The following is a 19,891-nucleotide window of genomic DNA, read 5'->3' on the forward strand; positions in this document are numbered from 1 at the left end:
CAGCGTGTTCCGGGCACCCAGTCGGTCAGGGATTCAGCCGGCCGAGGACCCGACGGGCCGGGAGCCCAGCCGGCCGAGGACCTAGTCGACCGAGGACCCAGTCGACCGAGGGCCCGACAGGCCGGGAGCCCGTCAGGCCGCCGCCTCGGCCTCCCGGGCGTCGGCCGGGACGCCGAGGTCGCGCAGCACCGCCTGAGCCGCCCGCCGCCCGGAGACCAGCGCGCCCTGCACGCTGCTGGTGTCCCGGTGGTCCCCGGCGACGTACAGCCCGGCCAGTACCCGCACCGGGCGCCGGGGATTGTGTGGCGGGGGCATCGTGGGCAGTGCGTCCGGGACGTGCCGCACGTTCAGGAACTGCCAGCCGGTGGTCGAGGCGCCGTACAGCTCGGCGAGCCGGGCCCGGACCGCCGGTTCCAGTCCGGCCGGGCCGCTCGCGTCGAAGGAGCGCCGCCCGAGCACGGTGGTGGCGATCAGCGCCTGCCCGGCGGGGGCGTAGGAGGGGTGCAGTTCGCTGAGCACCAGCGAGTGCGAGACCAGCGGCGGCTGCCCGCCGGGCCGGTCGCCGTCGAGCAGCAGGACGGCCTCGCCCAGTGGGGTGCGGTCGGCCGCGTGGTAGAAGGTCGTGACGGGGTGGAAGTCCGGCAGCCGCAGCCCGGGTAGCAGTTCGGCGGCGGAGCGGGCGTCGGTGGCGAGGACGACGGCCTGGGCGCCGATCCGCCCGTGGGCGACGGTCTCCACGCCGTCGGCGGCGATCGAGGTGACCTGCACTCCGGTGCGTACGGTGCCGGCGGGCAGGGCGGTGGCCAGTTGGGCCGGCACGGCCGCGATCCCGCCGGCGGGCAGACAGAGCCGTCCGCGGGCGTAGGAGCGCAGCACGAGGTCGGCGATCCGGCTGCTGGTGCCGAGGGCCGGGTCGCTCAGCAGCGCGCTGAGCAGTGGCCGCAGGAAGCCGTCGAGGGTGCGCGGGGCGAGCCCGTGGCCGGCGAGCGCTCGGGTGGTGGTGGTCTCCGGGCGGGCCTGGAGCCGGTTGGCGGGGGTGGTGGCGAGCCGGCCGAGCCAGCTGCCGAGCCGGGCCTTGTCCAGCGGGCTGCCGAGTGGGGCGCGGGTGGCGGCCTGCCGGGCGGTGGTGAGCTGCGGGTCCCCGGTGCGGTAGCGGCGGCCGCCGCTGTGCACGAGGACTCCGGGGGCGAGCGGACGCAGGTCGAGGCGATCGAGGTCGAGGACGCGGCGGAGTTCGGGGAAGGCGGTGTTCAGCAGGTGGCTGCCGTCGTCGAGCCGGAATCCGTCCAGTTCGCGGGTGGCCATCCGGCCGCCGATCCGGTCCGTGGCCTCAAGGACCTGGACGGTGAGGCCGCGGCCGGTGAGCGTGCGGGCGGCGGCCAGGCCGGCGAGTCCGGCGCCGACGACGATGACGTCAGGGTCGGACGGGTGGCGGGCGCGGCGGGTGAAGTCGTATGTGGGCACTGGCGTGCTCCCTCCCTGGTCCCGGGGCTCCGGCCGACGCAGGCAGCGGGGTGCCGGGACACGGTCCGACGGTGTGATGCCCAGTCAGTGTGAGCATCAGACAAGCGCATCGGGCCCGATCCAAGGGTCGGGATGGGGCGTGCGGCACCGGGCAGGGGCGCGGTCACGGACAGTGCGCCGTTGGGGCCGGGTTCCGGGGTCGGCGGGCGCGTACGGTCACCAGGGGCGTGCGACGCGCCTGGTGTGTGCTCCCATGCGCCCCCTCCCAGAGCCCCGTCCGACTCCCGACCCATCTCCGCCCGGCATATGCCCCTGGCCAGGGCGAATGCCGTAGCCGTCGTACGCAGCGGGACGCACCGGAGCCCATGCCGAAGCCCGCCGCGGAGCCCCGCCGCGGACCGCAGGGCTCCGCGGAGCCGGTCGCTCACAGCGCGACTCACAGCGCGGCTCACACCGCCGCTCACGGCGCGGTCCGCACCGCCAGTCACACGCCGCCCGAACCGCCGCTCAGAGCGCGGCCCGCACCGCCGCGTCCACGTCCGGGTGCGCGAAGCGGAAGCCCGCGTCCAACAGCCGCCGCGGCACCACCCGGTGGCTGCCGACCACCTCGACCGCCAGCTCGCCGAGCACCACCTTGAGCACCGCCTCCGGCACCGGGAACGGGGTCGGCCGTCGCAGCGCCCGTCCGAGCGCCGAGGTCAGCTCGGCGTTGGTGACGGGGTCCGGCGCGGTGAGGTTGACGGCGCCGGAGAGGTCGTCCCGGTCGATCAGGAACCGCAGCGCGGCGACCTGGTCGGCCAGCGAGATGAAGCTCCAGTACTGCCGCCCGTCGCCGAGCCGCCCGCCCAGCCCCAGCTTGAACAGCGGGAACAGCCGCCCCCCGGCCCCGCCGGCCGCGGACAGCACCATCCCGGTGCGCGGGTGGACGACCCTGATCCCGGCCAGTTCGGCCGGCCGCGCGGCCCCCTCCCACTCCACGCAGACCTCGGCCAGGAAGTCGTCGCCGGCGGGGGAGTCCTCGTCGATCACCCGGTCGCCGGTCTGCCCGTACCAGCCGACCGCGGAGGCGCTGACCAGCACCCGGGGCGGCTCCTTGAGCGCGGCCAGCGCGACGGCCAGCGTTTCGGTGCCGAGTGCCCGGCTCTCCCGGATCTCCCGCTTGTAGGCGTCCGTCCAGCGGTGGTCGCCGACCCCGGCACCGGCCAGGTGCACGACCGCCTCGACCCCGGTGAGCCCGTCCTGCTCGACCTGGCCGAGCAGCGGGTTCCAGCCGATGGCCGTACTGCCGTCGGGCTGCGGGCCCGTCCTGGAACGGCGCCGGACCAGCCGGACCACCTCGTGGCCGTCCGCCAGCAGGGAGCGGACGAGAGCCGAACCGATCAATCCAGTGGAGCCTGTGACAGCGATGCGCATACGTCCATCCTCCCAGTTCCCAAAGCCCTGTCATGTCGGTGTGCGTCTCATTAGCATGACGCGCATGCACGAGGACGATCTGATCATCCGCCCAGCTCGGCCCGAGGACGAGGGCGACCTCGCGGTCCTCAACCGCGCCGCCTGGTCCCCGCTGTCCGACGTCGCCCCGCAGCCGCCCGAGGAGGACGGCGTCTTCGACGAGCGGCACACCCCGGAGCAGTTCCTGCTCGCCCTCCTGGACGGCCGGGTCGTCGGCTACGTCCGCCAGGTCCCGGCGACCCCGCTGGCCAGCAACCGGCACGTCCGGCAGATCCAGGGCCTGGCCGTCGACGGTACGGTCCGCGGCCGGGGCGTCGGTCGGCGCCTGGTTGAGGCGGCCTGCGAGGCCGCCCGGGCCGCGGGCGCGCGCAAGATGACCCTGCGGGTGCTCGGCTGGAACACCCCGGCCCGCCGGCTCTACGAGGGCTGCGGCTTCGTCGTCGAGGGTTCGCTGGCGGAGGAGTTCCTGATCGACGGGTCCTACGTGGACGACATTTGGATGGCCCGCCGCCTGGTGCACTGACGAGCCCGACCGGCCTTGCCGCCCAGCCGATTTGACGCATCATCAGGTCGGTCAGGCGGTGCGGAGTCGTGACCGACCCGCCCTGTCTGGACCAAGGCCCCGCCGGGTACCGTACGGCCGTGAGCAACTCGACGCCCCCCGGGTGGTACCCGGTCCCCGGTGCGGACGGCACCCCCGGTCACGAGCGCTGGTGGGACGGCAACGCCTGGACCAGCGAGGTGCGCCCGCTCCAGGGCGGCGCCGGTCCACTCGCCGACGCCCCCACCCAGGGCTGGCAGCCCCCCGGCCAGCAGCCCGGGTACGGCTACGGCGGCCCGCAGGACGCCCCCGGCTACGGCTACCCGGGCAGCGCCCCCGCCCCGGGCTACGGCTACCCGGGCCAGGACGGCTACTACCCGGCCCAGGGCGCGGGCTACGGCTACCCCGCGCCGGGCTACCCGCAGCAGCCGGCGCCTGGCCGGATGAGGCCCGGCCTGGTCGTCGGCATCGCGGTCGCCGTACTGGCCGTGGGCGGGATCATCGCCGGGATCGCGCTCAGCGGCGGCGGCTCCCCGCAGGCCGACCCGACCCCGAACCCGACGGTCACCGTCACCCGGAGCGCCGGCCCCGCCCTGAGCCCCAGTCCGACGGTGGGCACGTCCGCCCCGACGCCCACGGTGCCCGCGCCCAAGCCGGCGCCGGCCGTCAAGAGCACCGTTCCGGACGCCCAGCACGCGATCACCGTCCCGGTGCTCGACGGGTGGGACGTGGCACCCAACTCCCCGCACTCCACGGTCTACCTGGGCACCGGCCGCTACACCTGCCCGGACGGCGGCTCCTGCATCCGCGGCCAGTTCTCGGTCGAGCAGGACACCGTCCAGGGCGGCACCGCCAAGGCGGCCGCCGAGGCCGCGATGCCCGGGTACGCCGGCCAGATCTTCACCGGGATCAGCTCGCACACCGACTCCGGCTCCGGCTACACGACCGTCGCGGGCGTGTTCGGCTACGCGGTGCGCTGGCACATCCGCACCTCGGACGGCACCCAGGGCTACATCCTGCTGGCCGCCGTCCCGGCCAAGGGCGGCGGCTTCGTGGTGTTCGAGGGCGGGGTGGACGACAATCCGAGCGCGCCGGACGCGTCCGTGCTGGACCAGATCCTCAAGGGCGTCCAGCAGGACGGCACGTCCGGCGGCGGCAGCACCGCCTGACGCGTCCGGCCCCGCTCACCGACACGCCCGAGGGCAGGTCTTCAAACCCCCGCCTGCGCGGCGGCGTTGACGACAGGCCTCAGGGTCTGTCCGACAAGATCCGCCGGACAGACCCTAATCCCCGTAGCGCTCCCAGAGCTTGGGAAACCGTTTCGCCATGACGTCCGGGTCGTCGAAGTCCAGCGCGGCCCCAGTCGGTCGGCCGGACTGCCGCCCGCCGACCTCGGGCAGCGGCAGCCCGGTCAGCTGCTCGTAGGCCTCGTCGGCGGCGTAGCCGAGGTCCTCGGCCTCGCCGTCCTCCTCCTCGTCGAACTCGGGCAGCAGGTCCGCCAGGTCGTCCGGCTCGGCCAGGCCGCCTTCGAAGACGTCCCGGCCCTGGCCGATCAGCCAGCAGCGGAAGTAGTCGAAGGTGTCGTCGGAGGCGCCGTCCAGCAGCAGGTAGGCGGCGCCCCAGAGGTCGTGGCGGTAGGCCCGCTGGAACCGGGCCTCGAACAGCCGGGCGAAGTCGATGACGTCGTCCGGGGTCAGCTGGACCAGCCGTTCCACCAGCCGGTCGGCCTGCTCGTCCGGATCGCCGTCGGCGTCCTCCCGGGTCTCGTCGATCATCTGCCAGAAGTCGGTCTCGTCCATCACCGCTCCAGCATCCCCGTTCGCCAGCCCCCGCGCATGCCATGGCCCGGCGAAACGCTGGTGATGTTCGACGCAGCCAGCAGCAGCCAGCAGCAGCCAGCGGTGGCCAGAAGCGGCCCGGCCGTCAGCGGGCGGAGGCGGGCGGACCCCGGGCAACGGCGGAGCCCCGCGCCGTCCAGGGACGACGCGGGGCTCCGTGCAGCCGAAACCGCGGACCGGCAGAGGTGCCTTACAGGCCGAGCTCGACCTCGAACTCGCCGGCCTCCAGGATCTCCTTGACCGCGACCAGGTAGCGGGCGGCGTCGGCGCCGTCCACCAGGCGGTGGTCGTAGGAGAGCGACAGGTAGGTCATGTCGCGGATGCCGATGGCAGTGCCGCCGTCGGCCTCGATGACCACCGGGCGCTTGACGGTGGCGCCGATGCCCAGGATGGCGACCTGGTTCGGCGGCACGATCACGGTGTCGAACAGCGCACCGCGCGAGCCGGTGTTGCTGATGGTGAAGGTGGCGCCGGACAGCTCGTCCGGGGTGATCTTGCTGTCGCGGACCTTGGCGGCCAGCTCGGCGGTCTTCTTCGAGATGCCGGCGATGTTGAGGTCGCCCGCACCCTTGATGACCGGGGTCATCAGACCCTTCTCGGAGTCCACCGCGATACCGATGTTCTCGGTGTCGAAGTAGGTGATGGTGCCCTCGGCCTCGTTGATCCGGGCGTTGACGACCGCGTGGGTCTTCAGCGCCTGGGCGGCGGCCTTGACGAAGAACGGCATCGGGGACAGCTTGACGCCCTCGCGGGCGAGGAAGCCTTCCTTGGCCTTGCCGCGCAGCGACATGATCTTGGTGACGTCCACCTCGACCACGCTGGTCAGCTGGGCCTGCTCGTGCAGGGCCTTCAGCATGTTGTCGCCGATGACCTTGCGCATGCGGGTCATCTTGACCGTCTGGCCGCGCAGGGCGGACGGCGCGGCGGCGGCCTTCGGCGCAGCGGCCGGAGCGGCGGCGGCGACCGGGGCCGGGGCGGCCTTGGCGGCCTCCGCGGCGGCGACGACGTCCTGCTTGCGGATGCGGCCGCCGACGCCGGTACCGGCGACGGAGGACAGCTCGACACCGTGCTCGGCGGCGAGCTTGCGCACCAGCGGGGTGACGTAGGCGTCACCGGCGTCGGCCACCGGGGCGGCCGGCGCGGCCGGGGCGACGGGAGCCGGGGCGGCGACCGGAGCGGGCGCGGCCGGGACCACCGGAGCCGGGGCGGCGGCGACCGGAGCCGGGGCGACCGGAGCCGGCGCGACCGGGGCGGCCGGAGCGACGGGGGCCGGGGCAGCCGGGGCCGGAGCGGCGACCGGAGCCGGAGCGGCCACCGGAGCCGGGGCGGCGGCGACGGCACCCGCGGCACCGATCAGCGCGAGCTGGGCGCCGACCTCGGCGGTCTCGTCCTCGCCGACCAGGATCTTCACCACGACACCGGCGACCGGCGACGGGATCTCGGTGTCGACCTTGTCGGTGGAGACCTCGAGCAGCGGCTCGTCGACCTCGACCGTCTCACCCTCGGCCTTCAGCCAGCGGGTGACGGTGCCCTCGGTGACCGACTCGCCCAGCGCGGGCAGCAGGACCGGGGTGGCGTCGGCAGCCGGAGCAGCCGGAGCGGCAGCAGCGACCGGAGCGGCAGCCGCGACCGGGGCGGGGGCGGCGGGCGCCTCCACGACCGGAGCCGGGGCGGCGACGGGCGCGGCCTCGGCGACCGGGGCCGCAGCGGCGACCGGGGCACCGGAGCCGTCGTCGATGATCGCCAGCTCGGCGCCGACGTCGACGGTCTCGTCCTCGCCGACCTTGATCGAGGCCAGGATGCCGGAGGCCGGCGACGGGATCTCGGTGTCGACCTTGTCGGTCGACACCTCGAGCAGCGGCTCGTCGACCTCGACACGCTCACCCTCGGCCTTCAGCCAACGGGTGACGGTGCCCTCGGAAACGCTCTCGCCCAGCGCGGGCAGTGTTACTGAGACCGCCATGGTTTCAGCGACTCCTATCAAGTCTTGCGTACTGGAAATGGGGGGTGGGGGCGTGATCAGTCGTGCGCGTGCAGCGGCTTGCCGGCCAGCGCCAGGTGCGCCTCGCCCAGGGCCTCGGACTGGGTCGGGTGCGCGTGGATGAGCTGCGCGACCTCGGCCGGCAGGGCCTCCCAGTTGTAGATCAGCTGAGCTTCGCCGACCTGCTCGCCCATGCGGGCGCCGACCATGTGGACGCCGACCACGGCGCCGTCCTTGACCTGGACGAGCTTGATCTCGCCGGCGGTCTTCAGGATCTTGCTCTTGCCGTTGCCGGCCAGGTTGTACTTGACGGTGACGACCTTCTCCTTGCCGTACAGCTCGACGGCCTTGGCCTCGGAGATGCCGACGGAGGCCACCTCGGGGTTGGAGTAGGTCACGCGCGGGACGCCGTCGTAGTCGATCGGCACCGGCTTGAGGCCGGCCAGGCGCTCGGCGACCAGGATGCCCTCGGCGAAGCCGACGTGGGCCAGCTGCAGGGTCGGGGCGAGGTCGCCGACGGCCGAGATGGTGGGCACGTTGGTGCGCATGTACTCGTCGACCAGGACGTAGCCGCGGTCCATCGCGACGCCGTTCTCCTCGTAGCCGAGGCCGGCCGAGACCGGGCCGCGGCCGATGGCGACGAGCAGCAGGTCGGCGTCGATCTGCTTGCCGTTCTCGGTGGAGACGCGGACACCGGACTCGGTGTACTCGACGCCCGAGAAGCGGGCCTTCAGCTCGAACTTGATGCCGCGCTTGCGGAACGCGCGCTCCAGCAGCTTGGAGGAGTTCTCGTCCTCCAGCGGGACGAGGTGCGGCAGCGCCTCGACGATGGTGACCTCGACGCCGAAGGACTTCCAGACCGAGGCGAACTCGACGCCGATCACGCCGCCGCCGAGGATGACGGCCGACTTCGGGATGCGGTCGAGCTTGAGCGCGTGGTCGGAGGAGATCACGCGGTTGCCGTCGATCTCCAGGCCCGGGATCGAGCGCGGCACGGAGCCGGTGGCCAGGAGGATGTGGCGGCCCTCGATGCGCTGGCCGTTGACGTCCACCGAGGTCTGCGAGGAGAGCTTGCCCGCGCCCTGGATGAAGGTGACCTTGCGGGAGGCGACCAGGCCCTGGAGGCCCTTGTACAGGCCGGCGACGACGTCGTCCTTGTACTTGTGGACGCCGTTGATGTCGATGCCCTGGAAGGTGGCCAGCACGCCGAACTCGGCGGCCTCCTTCGTCTCGTCCGCGATCTCGGCGGCGTGCAGCAGAGCCTTGGTCGGGATGCAGCCGCGGTGCAGGCAGGTGCCGCCCAGCTCCCCCTTCTCGACCAGGGCGACGCTCAGGCCCAGCTGAGCGGCGCGGAGCGCCGCGGCGTAACCGCCGCTTCCGCCTCCGAGAATGACTACGTCGAAAACGGTGCTGGCGTCGTTCGCCACGTCACGTCCTCCATGCAATGGGGTGGGTCGCCGGGCCGGTCGCGGTCCGGTGGGTCGGAAGCCTTTGTGAGGCGCCCAGTCGTGCCGGAAATACATCTTCGCACTTGTTCGCGGTGGCTGATGTCCGGGTCCACCCCAGGGGCGTCCCGCAGAGTGGTCACCGGGGCGGGAATACCCCCGACGGAAGGGCATCATCGCAGCTCAACGCGGGGTTGACAGCCGCCGTACGGGCGTCGGCGCGGCCCTGTGGCGCCACCTCTTCCGCAGTGTGGAACAAAGTTTCGCCCGCAGCGAACAGAGGTGCGGGGCGGGGCCCCGGCCTACTCGCGGGTAACCGGCGCCGGCGCGCGAACGCCGACGGGGGCCCTGCGCACGCGCGCCGGACCCCCGTCGACTCGGTGCCTGATCAGGCCTTGTTGCCCGCCGCGGTCTGCTCGGCGAACCGGACCAGGGTGCGCACCGCGCTCGCGGTGCCGCCCTTCGGGGTGTAGCCGAACGGCGCGCTCTCGTGGAACGCCGGGCCGGCGATGTCCAGGTGCGCCCAGTCGATGCCCTCGGCCACGAACTCCTTCAGGAACAGGCCGGCCACCAGGCCGCCGCCCATCCGGTCGCCCATGTTCGCCAGGTCGGCGATGGTCGACTCGGTCATGCCCTTGCGCAGCTCGGCCGGCAGCGGCATCGGCCAGGACTGTTCGCCGACCTCGCCCGAGGCGGTGTGCAGGGTCTCGCGCAGCTCGTCGCTGTTGGACATCACACCGAAGGTGCGGTTGCCCAGGGCCAGCACCATGGCGCCGGTCAGGGTCGCCACGTCGACGATGACGTCCGGGTTCTCCTCGCCGGCGCGCACGATCGCGTCGGCCAGCACCAGGCGGCCCTCGGCGTCGGTGTTCAGCACCTCGACGGTCTTGCCGCCGTACATGCGCAGCACGTCGCCGGGGCGGGTGGCGGAGCCGGACGGCATGTTCTCGGCCAGCGCCAGCCAGCCGGTCACGTTGACGGCCAGGCCCAGGCGCTTGGCGGCCACCACGGCGGCGAACACGGCGGCGGCGCCGGCCATGTCGCACTTCATGGTCTCGTTGTGGCCGGCCGGCTTCAGCGAGATGCCGCCCGAGTCGTAGGTGATGCCCTTGCCGATGAAGGCCAGCGTGGCCTTCGCCTTCGGGTGGGTGTAGGCCACCTTCACCAGCCGCGGCGGGTTGGCCGAGCCGTTGCCGACGCCCAGCAGGCCGCCGAAGCCGCCCTTGAGCAGCGCCTTCTCGTCCAGCACCTCGACCTTGAGGCCGTGCTCCTTGCCGGCCGCCTGGGCGATCGCGGCGAAGCTCTTCGGGTTCAGGTCGTTCGGCGCGGTGTTGACCAGGTCGCGGGCCCGGTTCATCTCCTCGCCGACCGCGGCGGCGCGCTCCACGGCCGCCTTGGAGTCCTTGCTGCCCTTGCGGGGGGCCAGCACGATCAGCTCGCCGACCGGCTCCTTGCCGCTGCCGTCGGCCTTGTACGTGCCGAAGGCGTACGAGCCGAGCAGGCCGCCCAGGGCGACCGCCTCGACCTCGTCCGCGGACTCGGTCGGCAGGGCCAGCGCGGCCTTCTTGGCGCCGGCCAGGGTGCGTGCGGCGACACCAGCGGCGCGGCGCAGCGCCTCCAGCTGGTAGCCGGCCTCGGCGGCCTCGCCGAGGCCGACCGCGAGCACGAGCGCGGCCTTCAGGCCGGCGGGGGAGGGCACCTTGACGGCCTCGCCCTCGGCGCCGGTCGCGCCCAGGGTGCTGAGGACCTCGGTCAGCTTGCCCTCGAACGCCTCGTTCACGGCCTCGGAGCCGGGGGCCAGCACGATGCCCTTGGGGCCCTTGGCGACACCGACCACCAGGGCGTCCGCGCGCAGCGAGGCGGCGGAGGAGGTGCTCACAGACAATGCAGTCACGTAATGCGTCCTGTTCTTTCGCGGTCCACGGCCGGTTGCGGCGAGGCTGCCGCACCGGCGCAACCCGCCGTCGCAGGCCGGACCGCCCGGCGCGCCCCGGGTCCGGGCCCCCTGGCGCGCGCACCCGCGCAGGTCGCGGCCGCGCACACCAGAGGCCCCGGCTCCTCGGTCGCGCCGGGCGGGCAGGACCTGCCACGGTGCAGGGCTGCGGTGCTCCCCGCATGGTAGTCCGCATGGTGGGATCACGCGCCGCCCGGTGTCAGCCGAGCAACGCCAGGGCGAACAGCGAGGCGGTCGCGGCGGTTTCCGCCATCGCGCCGAGCGCGTCCCCGGTGATTCCGCCGAACCGCCGTACGCAGCGCCGGAGCAGCAGCCGTGCGCAGCCGACGCCGAGCACAACGGCCAGGGGCAGACGAAGGATTGACGATCCGTCAAACAGCCCGAGCGCGGCCAGGGCGAGCGCCGCGGCGGCCGTCCCCGCGACCGCCCCGGCGGGCGGCACGGTGCCCGCCACCATCGCGCCCAGGCCGCCCGGCCGGGCGGCCGGCACCGACCGCAGGCAGCCCCAGGCGAGCGCGCACCGCGCGGTCACCGCCGACGCCAGCACCGCGAGCGCCCCGCGCGTGGTCGACTCCGCGAACTGTCCGGCCAGCGCGGCGATCTGGGCCAGCAGCACGAGAACGAGGGTCAGGACGCCGAACGGGCCGATGTCGGACTGCTTCATGATGCGCAGCGCGTCCTCGGCCGGCTTCCCGCTGCCCAGGCCGTCGGCCACGTCCGCCAGACCGTCCAGGTGCAGCCCCCGGGTGAGCGCGGCCAGCACCCCCACCGCCGCCGTCGCCCCGAGCAGCCCGCCGGCCCGCCAGGCCACCAGCGCGCCCACCCCGGCGGCCGCCGCGCCGAGCACCAGCCCCACCACCGGGGCCGCCGTCATCGCGCGCGCCGCCGCGGCCCGGTCCCACCGCTCCACCCGTACCCGCAGCACGGACAGCGTCCCGAACCCGAACCGGAGCCCCTCGGCCCAACTGGCGCCCTGCACGACGTGTTTCCCTTCCACCGGAAGCGCCCCGCCCGGGGTGCCGGGGTTTGCCCCGGCGCCCGGACGGGGCGCCATCATTCTGGTGCCGCAGGCTCCTACAGCCGCCGCAGCAGGTCCGCCGCCGACGGCAGCTTCGGCTGCTCCTTCGGGGCCGACGGCACGTACGGCCGCGGGGCCTCGTCCGCGAGCGCGTCGCCCGCGGCCTGGAGCAGCGGCAGGGCCAGCAGCGCACCGAGGCCCTCGCCCATGGTGATCCCCTGGTCCTGCAACGGCGTCAGGGTGAGCCGGTCGTAGGCCTTGGCCTGGGCGGGTTCGCCGCTGGACTGCCCGGCCCGCCACCACTCCGGCGCCCGGAAGGCGATCCGCTGCGCGACCAGCGCGCAGGCCGCCGAGACGACGCCGTCCAGTACCACCGGGAGCCGTCGCACCGCGGCCTGGAGCAGGAAGCCGGTGATCGCCGCGAAGTCGGCCCCGCCGGTGGCGCCGAGCAGCGCCAGCTGGTCGCCGAGGACGGGCCGGGCCCGTCGCAGGGAGTCGCGGATGGTGGCGCACTTGACCATCCAGACCCGGTCGTCGATGCCCGAGCCGCGCCCGGTGACGGCGGCCGCGTCCGTTCCGCACAGCGCGCCGACCAGGACGGCGGCGACGGTGGTGGCGCCGACGCCGAGGTCGCCGAGCAGCACCAGGTCGGTGCCGGCGTCGGCCTCCTCGTCGGCGACGGCCATGCCGGCCCGGAAGGCCCGCGCGGTCTCCTCGGGGGTGAGCGCGTCCTCGATGTCGATCCGGCCGGAGCCGCGCCGGATCCGGTGGGTGACCACCTCGTCGGGGAAGTCGGCGGGGTCGGTGTCCACCGCGACGTCGACGACCCGCACCTCGGCGCCGTAGCGCCGGGCCAGCCGGGTGATCGGCGCGGTGCCGTCCAGGACGGCGCGCACCCGCGCGGCGGTGCCGCCCTCGGCGGGCAGCCGGGACACCCCGAGCGCGGCCACGCCGTGGTCGGCGGCGAACAGCAGCACCTTGGGGGCCGACACCGGCCGCACGGGGGAGCGCCCCTGTACGGACGACAGCCAGCTGCCCAGCTCCTCCAGCTTGCCGAGCCCGCCGCGCGGCCGGCCGGCCTCCTGCCAGCATTCCTCGGCGGCCCGTCGGGCGCTTTCGTCGGGGCGCTCGACGAGCGAGGAGAACGTATCGAGATCCACGGTCGTGTCCATCGTCCGGAAGGCTACACGCCGCGGATGTTCAGGCCGCGGCTGGCTTGACCGTCAGAACCTGCCCCGCCACGACCAGCAGCACACGCTCGGAGGCGTCCGCCACGGCCATGTTCAGCCGGCCCAGGGTGTCGCGGAAGCGGCGGCCGGCCGCGGTCGCCGGGACGACGCCCATCCCGACCTCGTTGCTGACCGCGACGACCGTCCGCCCGGTGGCCGCCCAGGCCCGCGCCAGGGCCTCGCAGCGCCGCTGGACGGCGGCCTCCCCGCCGTCCGTCCAGACCGCGTCGTTCCAGGCGCCGCACTCGTCCATCACGGCGGTCAGCCACAGCGCCAGGCAGTCGACCAGCACCGGTGCCGGGTCGGCCGGGTCGGCCAGCACGGTCTCCAGGTCGCAGGTCTCGGCGGTGCGCCAGCTCGTCGGCCGCCGCTCGCGGTGCAGCGCGACCCGCTGGGCCCACTCGGCGTCGCCGTCCCGGGTGCCGCCGGTGGCCACGTACAGGACGTCCGGGTGGTCGGCGAGCAGCTGCTCGGCCCGGGTGGACTTGCCGGAGCGGGCGCCGCCGAGCAGCAGCGTGCGGGGGAGCGGGTGGTGGATCGCCATGCCGCCCATCCTGCCCGACCGCCCATCCTGCCCGACCGCCCATCCTGCCCGACCGCCCATCCGGACCGTCCGCCCATCCGGACCGACCGGGCATCCGAACCGTCCGGCCAGGCATACGGAAGATCGGGCCGGGCAGGCTAAGGTGCGCAGCACACAGGCAGCGTCGTCGGTGGGAGGAGCCGGGCATGGTCTGGACGTGGCGGTACGAGAAGGCGGACGGCACCGCGGTGGTGCCGGAGGGCGGGCCGGAGGAGTTCGCCGGCCAAGGGGACGCCGAGACCTGGATCGGGGAGTCCTGGAAGCAGCTCGTCGGGGACGGCATCGACACGGCGGTGCTGCTGGACGACGACCGGGTGATCTACTCGATGAGCCTGCACGAGGCGTAACCGCCGCAGCAGGGCCGCTACTTGGCCCCGACCACGTGCAGCAGCGCGGCGACCTGCCGGTACGGGTCGGTGCGGCCGGCCCGGTCCTCGGCCTCCAGCAGCTGGGCCAGCTGCCGCCCGTCCACCGGCGGGGTCGCGTCGTCGGGCGCGTTGTCGGTGAAGACCCGTACGCCGTACCAGTGCTTCAGCGGCACCGACACCTCGGAGAGGGTGACGGTGAGGTCGGCGAGGCGGTCGGCGCGGGCGGCCAGCCCGAGCCGGTTGTAGTACCGGTCGCTCTCGAAGGCGTGCAGGGCGGCCCGCCAGTCCCCGGCGGCGGCGGGCCGCAGGGCGAGCGCGTCGCGGTTGCGGACCAGCAGCGAGAGCAGCCCGCCGGGGGCCAGCAGCCGGGCCAGCGAGGCGATCATCGGGTCGGGGGCGGGCAGGTACATCAGGACGCCGTGGCAGAGCACCACGTCGAAGCTGCGCGGGCCGAACCAGCGCCCGCACTGGTGGGCGTCGCCGCTGAGCAGTTGCAGCCGGCCGGCAACCTCCGGCGGTTCCTCGGCGAGCGCCCCCTGGGCGACGCCGAGTGCGACCGGGTCGGAGTCGATGCCGGTGACGTAGTGGCCGGCCCGGGCCAGGCGCAGCGCCTGGGTGCCCTGGCCGCAGCCGATGTCGAGGACGCGCTGCGCGGTGCGGCCGGCCAGTTGCTCGGCGAGCTGCCGGGAGACCAGCTCCTGGCGGACGAAGTCGCGCAGTCCGCCGAGCCGGTCCAGCCAGGCGCCGGTACCGCCGGCGAAGGAGCCGCTGCGCGAGGGCAGCCGGCGTTCCTGGCCGATCCGGTCGTGGCCGCCGTCCCCCTGCCCCGGCAGCGCGTACAGGCCGGGCCCCTCCCAGGAAGGCGGGGCCCAGCCGGAGTCCACCGGTTCGGCGGTCAGGGCTTCTCCCCGCGCCGCACCTGCGGCTTGGGCAGTCGCAGCCGGCGCATCTGCAGGATGCGCATCAGGCCGTAGGCGACCGCGCCGCGGGTGTTCTGGCCGGCGAAGCGCTCGGCGAACTGCTTGCGCAGACCGAAGCCGAGGCGGACGAAGTCCAGGATCACCAGCACGAAGAACAGCAGGAACAGCAGCGTGGACAGCAGCTGGATGGCGGGCACCTTGATGATGCTCAGCACCAGGATGACCACGGCGGCGGGCAGGAAGAACTCGGCGAGCGACCAGCGGGCGTCCACGTAGTCGCGGGCGAACTTGCGCACCGGGCCCTTGTCACGGGCCGGCAGGTGGCGCTCGTCGCCCTCCAGCAGCGCGGTGCGCTGCTTCTCGCGCTCGGAGCGCATCCGCTCGCGGGCCTGGCGGGCGGCCTCCTTGCGGTCCTTGGGCACCGTCACCCGGGTGCGCCGGTGGGCCTCGGCCTCACTGCGCTTGGGCGTCGGCCGGCCCTTCTTGGCCTGGGGGTGGCGGGTCTCGTCCGGCTTCTCCAGCACGGTGGCGGAGGCGGCTGCATCATCTGAACGGCGTCGGAACACACCACCAGCGTACGGGGTGCCGGGCGGCTTCTCGGGGTCCCCTCGGACCCAAACGCGTATCAATCCGCGAGGTCGGCGCCCGCCGGGGTTTCCCGGCCCCTTCCCGTAGGGGATCAATCGGATGGACTATGGAGGGGATGAGAGGCGGATCCACCCGGGGGAGGAGGAACTCCGCTGGTCGCTGTAGCAGTCTTGTAGCAGGCAGGTGCACTGCGGCGACGGGCTCGCTGCACATACACTCGTCGTGTCTGGTATCGAGATAGAGACCGCAGGCCGGAGAAGGGGGCACCCGAGGCCCATGAGCGACGGAATCATGAAGCGTATGGGGTTGATCTTCCGCTCCAAGGCGAACAAGGCCTTGGACCGGGCGGAGGATCCCCGAGAGACGCTCGACTACTCCTACCAGAAGCAGCTCGAACTGCTGCAGAAGGTACGGCGTGGCGTCGCGGACGTCGCGACCTCGCGCAAGCGCCTGGAACTCCAGCTGACCCAGCTCCAGCAGCAGTCGGCGAAGTACGAGGACCAGGGCCGCAAGGCGTTGTCCCTGGGCCGCGAGGACCTCGCGCGCGAGGCGCTGACCCGCCGGGCCAACATGCAGTCCCAGATCACCGACCTGGAGACGCAGTACCAGGCCCTCCAGGGCGAGGAGGAGAAGCTCACGCTCGCCTCCCAGCGGCTGCAGGCCAAGGTGGACGCCTTCCGCACCAAGAAGGAGACCATCAAGGCCACCTACACCGCCGCCCAGGCGCAGACCCGCATCGCCGAGTCCTTCTCCGGGATCTCGGAGGAGATGGGCGACGTCGGCCTGGCCATCCAGCGGGCCGAGGACAAGACGGCCCAGATGCAGGCCCGGGCCGGTGCGATCGACGAGCTGCTGGCGTCCGGCGCGCTCGACGACTCCAGCGGTCTCGGCCGCAAGGACGACATCGAGGCCGAGCTGGAGCGGGTGGCCGGCGGCACCGACGTCGAGCTGGAGCTGGCCCGGATGAAGGCCGAGCTGGGGGGCCCGTCCTCCGGTCCGGCCGCGATCGAGCAGGGCACGCCGCAGCAGCCGGAGGCCCACCCCCAGCAGGACACCCCGCGCATCAACTACAACAAGTGATCTGAGCTCCATCCCACGAACCAGGGAGACGCACGGCATGATCATGAGGGTCATGGGTGAGGGGCAGTACGAGGTGGGCGAGTCCCACCTGAACCTGCTCAACGAGCTCGACGCCGAGCTCGTCACCGCAGTGGAGTCGGGGGACGAGGAGCACTTCCGTCGTGCCTACGGCAAGCTGCTGGACGCGGTGAAGAAGTTCGGCACTCCGGTGCCGCTGGATTCACTGGCGCCGTCCGAGCTGATCCTGCCGAGCGCCGAGGCGACGATCGACGAGGTCCGCGAGATGTTGATGGCCGACGGCGAGGGTGTGATCCCGGGCTACCCCGAGTAGCCGCCGCGGCCGGTGCCAGACGAAAGGGCGGGTCCCCTCCGGTGGGAGGGGACCCGCCCTTCGTCGTGTCCCGGCGGCAGGGCCGGCCCGGGCCGGCTACGGCAGGGCCAGCATCCGGTCCAGCGCCGCCTTGGCGTACTTCTCGGTCTCCGGGTCGACGGTGATCACGTTCGGCACCCGGCCCTCGACCAGCGACTCCAGCGCCCAGACGAGGTGCGGCAGGTCGATCCGGTTCATGGTGGAGCAGAAGCAGACCGTCCGGTCCAGGAAGACGATCTCCTTGTCCGGGTGGGCCTTGGCCAGGCGCCGGACCAGGTTCAGCTCGGTGCCGATGGCCCACTTGGAGCCGGTCTCGGCGGCGTCCAGCGCCTTGATGATGTACTCGGTCGAGCCCACCATGTCGGCGGCCGAGACGACCTCGTGCTTGCACTCGGGGTGCACCAGCACGGTGACGCCGGGGATCCGCTCGCGCACGTCGTTCACCGAGTCCACGCTGAACCGGCCGTGCACCGAGCAGTGGCCGCGCCACAGGATCATCTTGGCGTCCCGCAGCTGCTCGGCGGTCAGGCCGCCGTTCGGCTTGTGCGGGTTGTACAGGACGCAGTCGTCCAGCGAGAGGCCCAGATCGCGCACCGCGGTGTTGCGGCCGAGGTGCTGGTCGGGCAGGAACAGCACCTTCTGCCCCTGCTCGAAGGCCCACTCCAGGGCGCGCTCGGCGTTGGAGGAGGTGCAGATGGTGCCGCCGTGCCTGCCGGTGAAGGCCTTGATGTCGGCGGAGGAGTTCATGTACGAGACCGGGACGGTGACGTCGGCTATGCCGGCGTCGGTCAGCACGTCCCAGCACTCGGCGACCTGCTCGGCGGTGGCCATGTCGGCCATCGAGCAGCCGGCCGCGAGGTCCGGGAGGACGACCTGCTGGGCGTCGCCGGTGAGGATGTCGGCGGACTCGGCCATGAAGTGCACGCCGCAGAAGACGATGTACTCGGCCTCCGGGCGGGCTGCCGCGTCGCGTGCGAGCTTGAAGGAGTCCCCGGTGACGTCGGCGAACTCGATCACCTCGTCGCGCTGGTAGTGGTGTCCGAGGATGAAGACTCGGTCACCGAGCGCGGCCTTGGCGGCGCGGGCGCGCTCGACGAGGTTCGGGTCGGAGGCCGGGGGGAGGTCGCCCGGGCACTCGACGCCGCGCTCGCTGTTCGGGTCGGCCTCGCGGCCGAGCAGCAGCAGAGCGAGCGGCGTCGGAGTGGGGTCGACGCCGTAGGTCTCGGTGATGGTGGTGGTCACGGGCGGGTGCCCTTCTGTGCGGCCGATCGAGCGGTGACGCCTTTTCGTCTATCTGACGCTATCTATGATAGCCGGTTAGCGTCAGAGTGACGATGGCCATCCTGTCGATGTGACGAGAACCGCTCGCCGAATCGGACTCCCGGCGGAGCCGGATGACCGATTCGGGGCAGTCCTTGCGTGGCCGAATCGGTATCCGGCCCCGGCCTGGGTATGGCTCGGGGCCATGAAGGCAATCGCGATCAACCGCTACGGCGGCCCCGAAGTGGTCGAGTACACCGACCTGCCCGACCCCAAGGTCGGTCCGGACTCGGTCCTGGTGCAGATGCGGGCGGCCGGGGTGAACCCGGTGGACTGGAAGATCCGGGACGGCGCCCTGGACGGCCTGCTGGACGCGCACTTCCCGCTCGTCATGGGCTGGGACCTGGCCGGCGTGGTCCGGGCCGTCGGCGGCGCCGTCACCGAGTTCGCGCCCGGAGACGAGGTCTACGGCTACGTCCGCAAGGACACCGTCGAGCACGGCACCTACGCCGAACTCGTCTCCGCCCCGGTCCGCACCCTCGCCCGCAAGCCGACCGCACTGGACTGGGCGCAGGCCGGCGGCCTGCCGCTGGCCGGGCTCACCGCGCTGCAGAGCCTCAGGGCGCTGCGGCTGCGGGCGGGGGAGACCCTGCTGGTGCACGCCGCGGCCGGCGGGGTCGGGCACCTGGCCGTCCAGATCGCCCGGGCCCTCGGCGCCCGGGTGATCGGCACCGCGGGCGAGCGCAACCACGACTACCTGCGCGGCCTCGGCGCCGAGCCGGTGGCCTACGGCGAGGGCCTGGCCGACCGGGTCCGGGCGCTCGCCCCGGGCGGGGTCGACGCGGCCCTCGACCTGGTCGGCCACGGCGCCGTCCCGGTCTCGGCGGGCCTGGTGGCGGACCGGAGCCGGATCGCCTCGATCACCGATTTCGGCGTGAAGGCCCTCGGCGGCCACTACGTCTGGGTCCGCCCGGACGCCGCGGACCTCGCCGAGCTGGCCGCGCTCGCCGACGACGGCCGGCTGACCGTCACCGTCGCCTCGACCTTCCCGCTGGCCCAGGCGGCCTCCGCCCAGGCGCTCAGCGCCGAGGGCCGCACCCGGGGCAAGATCGTCCTCCTGGCCGACTGACGGCGGACCGGCGGCGGACCGGCAGCGGACCATCGGTTGTCATCTGCCAGCGGTGAACTCGCTCCTGACATCCGCCAGAATGGTTGGCGAACCGTTTCGGCAGCGGCCGCAACCGCCCTCCGCCCGAGGGCCTGCCGCCCGAGGCCGCAACCGACCCGTACGACCCGTGGAGCCCCGCACCGATGACCAGCAGCCGAGCGCACGAGGTGGTCGGGGCCGACCTGGACGAGACCGACCGGCTCCTGCTCGCCCGGCTCGGCCGCGACGGCCGCGCCTCGTACGCCGAGATCGGCCTGCAGGTCAACCTCTCCGCCACCGCCGTGCGCCGCCGGATCGACCGGCTGCGGGCGCGCGGCGTGGTGCGGGGCTTCACCGTGGTGCTCGACCCGTCGGTGCTCGGCTGGCAGACCGAGGCCTTCGTCGAGGTCTACTGCCGCGAGCGGACCGCCCCCGAGGAGATCCTCGCCAGCCTGCGCCAGTTCCCCGAGGTGGTCGCCGCCTGGACGGTCACCGGCGACCCGGACGCCCTGGTCCACCTGCGCGCCGCCGACATGCGCCACCTGGAGGCCGTCATCGAGCGCATCCGCCGCGAGCCCGGCGTCCAGCGCAGCCGCTCCTCGGTCGTCCTCTCCCAGCTCATCGGCTGACCCCGTCCTGACCGCTCCCCGGCC

At 73.6% G+C, this 19,891-nt stretch carries 19 protein-coding genes; 7 read left to right on the forward strand and 12 right to left on the reverse strand.

The features are described from left to right. Nucleotides 1–132 precede the first annotated feature (132 nt). Nucleotides 133–1,464, reverse strand: a complete 1,332-nt coding sequence (locus tag ACIPLC_RS08545; RefSeq protein WP_400472199.1) for an NAD(P)/FAD-dependent oxidoreductase — start codon at nt 1,462–1,464, stop codon at nt 133–135. 507 nt (nt 1,465–1,971) lie between these two features. Beyond that, complete coding sequence (locus ACIPLC_RS08550; RefSeq protein WP_400472200.1) at nt 1,972–2,877, reverse strand: TIGR01777 family oxidoreductase; 906 nt, start codon at nt 2,875–2,877, stop codon at nt 1,972–1,974. Between the two features lie 64 nt (nt 2,878–2,941). Between ACIPLC_RS08550 and ACIPLC_RS08555 the strand changes: the two genes are divergently transcribed. Both ACIPLC_RS08555 and ACIPLC_RS08560 read left to right on the forward strand, forming a co-directional pair. Continuing rightward, nucleotides 2,942–3,439, forward strand: coding sequence for a GNAT family N-acetyltransferase (locus ACIPLC_RS08555; RefSeq protein ID WP_400472201.1), 498 nt, complete (start codon nt 2,942–2,944; stop codon nt 3,437–3,439). A 119-nt stretch (nt 3,440–3,558) separates the two neighbouring features. Continuing rightward, the gene (locus ACIPLC_RS08560; protein WP_400472202.1) at nt 3,559–4,626 is read left to right on the forward strand and encodes a DUF2510 domain-containing protein; all 1,068 of its coding nucleotides are present in this window, start codon (nt 3,559–3,561) and stop codon (nt 4,624–4,626) included. Nucleotides 4,627–4,740: 114 nt separating this feature from the next. Here ACIPLC_RS08560 and ACIPLC_RS08565 read toward each other — a convergent pair whose 3' ends face one another. From ACIPLC_RS08565 to cobU, 7 genes are all read right to left on the reverse strand, one after another. Further along, the gene (locus ACIPLC_RS08565; protein ID WP_400472203.1) at nt 4,741–5,256 is read right to left on the reverse strand and encodes a DUF4240 domain-containing protein; all 516 of its coding nucleotides are present in this window, start codon (nt 5,254–5,256) and stop codon (nt 4,741–4,743) included. Between the two features lie 229 nt (nt 5,257–5,485). After that, the gene (gene sucB / locus ACIPLC_RS08570) at nt 5,486–7,258 is read right to left on the reverse strand and encodes a 2-oxoglutarate dehydrogenase, E2 component, dihydrolipoamide succinyltransferase (protein ID WP_400472204.1); all 1,773 of its coding nucleotides are present in this window, start codon (nt 7,256–7,258) and stop codon (nt 5,486–5,488) included. 56 nt (nt 7,259–7,314) lie between these two features. Further along, a complete protein-coding gene (gene lpdA, locus ACIPLC_RS08575; protein ID WP_400472205.1) occupies nt 7,315–8,703 on the reverse strand; it encodes a dihydrolipoyl dehydrogenase in 1,389 nt (462 codons plus the stop codon). A 406-nt stretch (nt 8,704–9,109) separates the two neighbouring features. Further along, a complete protein-coding gene (locus ACIPLC_RS08580; RefSeq protein WP_400472206.1) occupies nt 9,110–10,615 on the reverse strand; it encodes a leucyl aminopeptidase in 1,506 nt (501 codons plus the stop codon). A gap of 259 nt (nt 10,616–10,874) precedes the next feature. Further along, nucleotides 10,875–11,654 carry an adenosylcobinamide-GDP ribazoletransferase gene (locus ACIPLC_RS08585; protein WP_400472207.1) on the reverse strand — a complete coding sequence of 260 codons (780 nt, stop codon included), beginning with the start codon at nt 11,652–11,654 and terminating at the stop codon, nt 10,875–10,877. 95 nt (nt 11,655–11,749) lie between these two features. Further along, nucleotides 11,750–12,865, reverse strand: coding sequence for a nicotinate-nucleotide--dimethylbenzimidazole phosphoribosyltransferase (locus ACIPLC_RS08590; RefSeq protein WP_400472208.1), 1,116 nt, complete (start codon nt 12,863–12,865; stop codon nt 11,750–11,752). Between the two features lie 28 nt (nt 12,866–12,893). Further along, on the reverse strand, nt 12,894–13,466 hold the full coding sequence (gene cobU / locus ACIPLC_RS08595; RefSeq protein ID WP_400472209.1) for a bifunctional adenosylcobinamide kinase/adenosylcobinamide-phosphate guanylyltransferase: 573 nt from the start codon (nt 13,464–13,466) through the stop codon (nt 12,894–12,896). Nucleotides 13,467–13,651: 185 nt separating this feature from the next. Here cobU and ACIPLC_RS08600 point away from each other — a divergent pair, with 185 nt between their 5' ends. Then, the gene (locus ACIPLC_RS08600) at nt 13,652–13,852 is read left to right on the forward strand and encodes a hypothetical protein (protein ID WP_400472210.1); all 201 of its coding nucleotides are present in this window, start codon (nt 13,652–13,654) and stop codon (nt 13,850–13,852) included. 17 nt (nt 13,853–13,869) lie between these two features. Here the strand turns inward: ACIPLC_RS08600 and ACIPLC_RS08605 are convergent, their stop codons facing one another. Further along, on the reverse strand, nt 13,870–14,610 hold the full coding sequence (locus ACIPLC_RS08605) for a class I SAM-dependent methyltransferase (RefSeq protein WP_400472461.1): 741 nt from the start codon (nt 14,608–14,610) through the stop codon (nt 13,870–13,872). Nucleotides 14,611–14,768: 158 nt separating this feature from the next. Next, a complete protein-coding gene (locus tag ACIPLC_RS08610) occupies nt 14,769–15,359 on the reverse strand; it encodes a DUF3043 domain-containing protein (RefSeq protein WP_400472211.1) in 591 nt (196 codons plus the stop codon). 298 nt (nt 15,360–15,657) lie between these two features. Here ACIPLC_RS08610 and ACIPLC_RS08615 point away from each other — a divergent pair, with 298 nt between their 5' ends. Then, nucleotides 15,658–16,461, forward strand: coding sequence for a PspA/IM30 family protein (locus ACIPLC_RS08615; protein ID WP_400472212.1), 804 nt, complete (start codon nt 15,658–15,660; stop codon nt 16,459–16,461). 37 nt (nt 16,462–16,498) lie between these two features. Then, complete coding sequence (locus ACIPLC_RS08620; protein ID WP_400472213.1) at nt 16,499–16,792, forward strand: hypothetical protein; 294 nt, start codon at nt 16,499–16,501, stop codon at nt 16,790–16,792. A gap of 96 nt (nt 16,793–16,888) precedes the next feature. On the opposite strand, the gene nadA is transcribed toward ACIPLC_RS08620, so the two are convergent. Beyond that, complete coding sequence (gene nadA, locus ACIPLC_RS08625) at nt 16,889–18,073, reverse strand: quinolinate synthase NadA (protein ID WP_400472214.1); 1,185 nt, start codon at nt 18,071–18,073, stop codon at nt 16,889–16,891. A gap of 223 nt (nt 18,074–18,296) precedes the next feature. On the opposite strand from nadA, the gene ACIPLC_RS08630 reads away from it, so the two are divergent. Both ACIPLC_RS08630 and ACIPLC_RS08635 read left to right on the forward strand, forming a co-directional pair. After that, nucleotides 18,297–19,220, forward strand: coding sequence for an NADP-dependent oxidoreductase (locus ACIPLC_RS08630; protein WP_400472215.1), 924 nt, complete (start codon nt 18,297–18,299; stop codon nt 19,218–19,220). A 182-nt stretch (nt 19,221–19,402) separates the two neighbouring features. After that, nucleotides 19,403–19,867, forward strand: a complete 465-nt coding sequence (locus ACIPLC_RS08635) for an Lrp/AsnC family transcriptional regulator (protein WP_400472216.1) — start codon at nt 19,403–19,405, stop codon at nt 19,865–19,867. The last annotated feature ends 24 nt before the right edge of the window (nt 19,868–19,891 follow it).

It is taken from the genome of Kitasatospora sp. NPDC086801 (assembly GCF_044745805.1).
Taxonomy (GTDB): Bacteria; Actinomycetota; Actinomycetes; order Streptomycetales; family Streptomycetaceae; genus Kitasatospora.

Bases quoted from the DNA above. Each gene is read 5' to 3' on its own strand.
- ACIPLC_RS08550 (WP_400472200.1), bottom strand. From the start codon at position 2,877: ATGCGCATCGCTGTCACAGGCTCCACTGGATTGATCGGTTCGGCTCTC.
- ACIPLC_RS08555 (WP_400472201.1), top strand. From the start codon at position 2,942: ATGCACGAGGACGATCTGATCATCCGCCCAGCTCGGCCCGAGGACGAG.
- ACIPLC_RS08565 (WP_400472203.1), bottom strand. From the start codon at position 5,256: ATGGACGAGACCGACTTCTGGCAGATGATCGACGAGACCCGGGAGGAC.
- sucB (WP_400472204.1), bottom strand. From the start codon at position 7,258: ATGGCGGTCTCAGTAACACTGCCCGCGCTGGGCGAGAGCGTTTCCGAG.
- ACIPLC_RS08590 (WP_400472208.1), bottom strand. From the start codon at position 12,865: ATGGACACGACCGTGGATCTCGATACGTTCTCCTCGCTCGTCGAGCGC.
- cobU (WP_400472209.1), bottom strand. From the start codon at position 13,466: ATGGCGATCCACCACCCGCTCCCCCGCACGCTGCTGCTCGGCGGCGCC.
- ACIPLC_RS08600 (WP_400472210.1), top strand. From the start codon at position 13,652: ATGGTCTGGACGTGGCGGTACGAGAAGGCGGACGGCACCGCGGTGGTG.
- ACIPLC_RS08615 (WP_400472212.1), top strand. From the start codon at position 15,658: ATGAGCGACGGAATCATGAAGCGTATGGGGTTGATCTTCCGCTCCAAG.
- ACIPLC_RS08620 (WP_400472213.1), top strand. From the start codon at position 16,499: ATGATCATGAGGGTCATGGGTGAGGGGCAGTACGAGGTGGGCGAGTCC.
- ACIPLC_RS08630 (WP_400472215.1), top strand. From the start codon at position 18,297: ATGAAGGCAATCGCGATCAACCGCTACGGCGGCCCCGAAGTGGTCGAG.
- ACIPLC_RS08635 (WP_400472216.1), top strand. From the start codon at position 19,403: ATGACCAGCAGCCGAGCGCACGAGGTGGTCGGGGCCGACCTGGACGAG.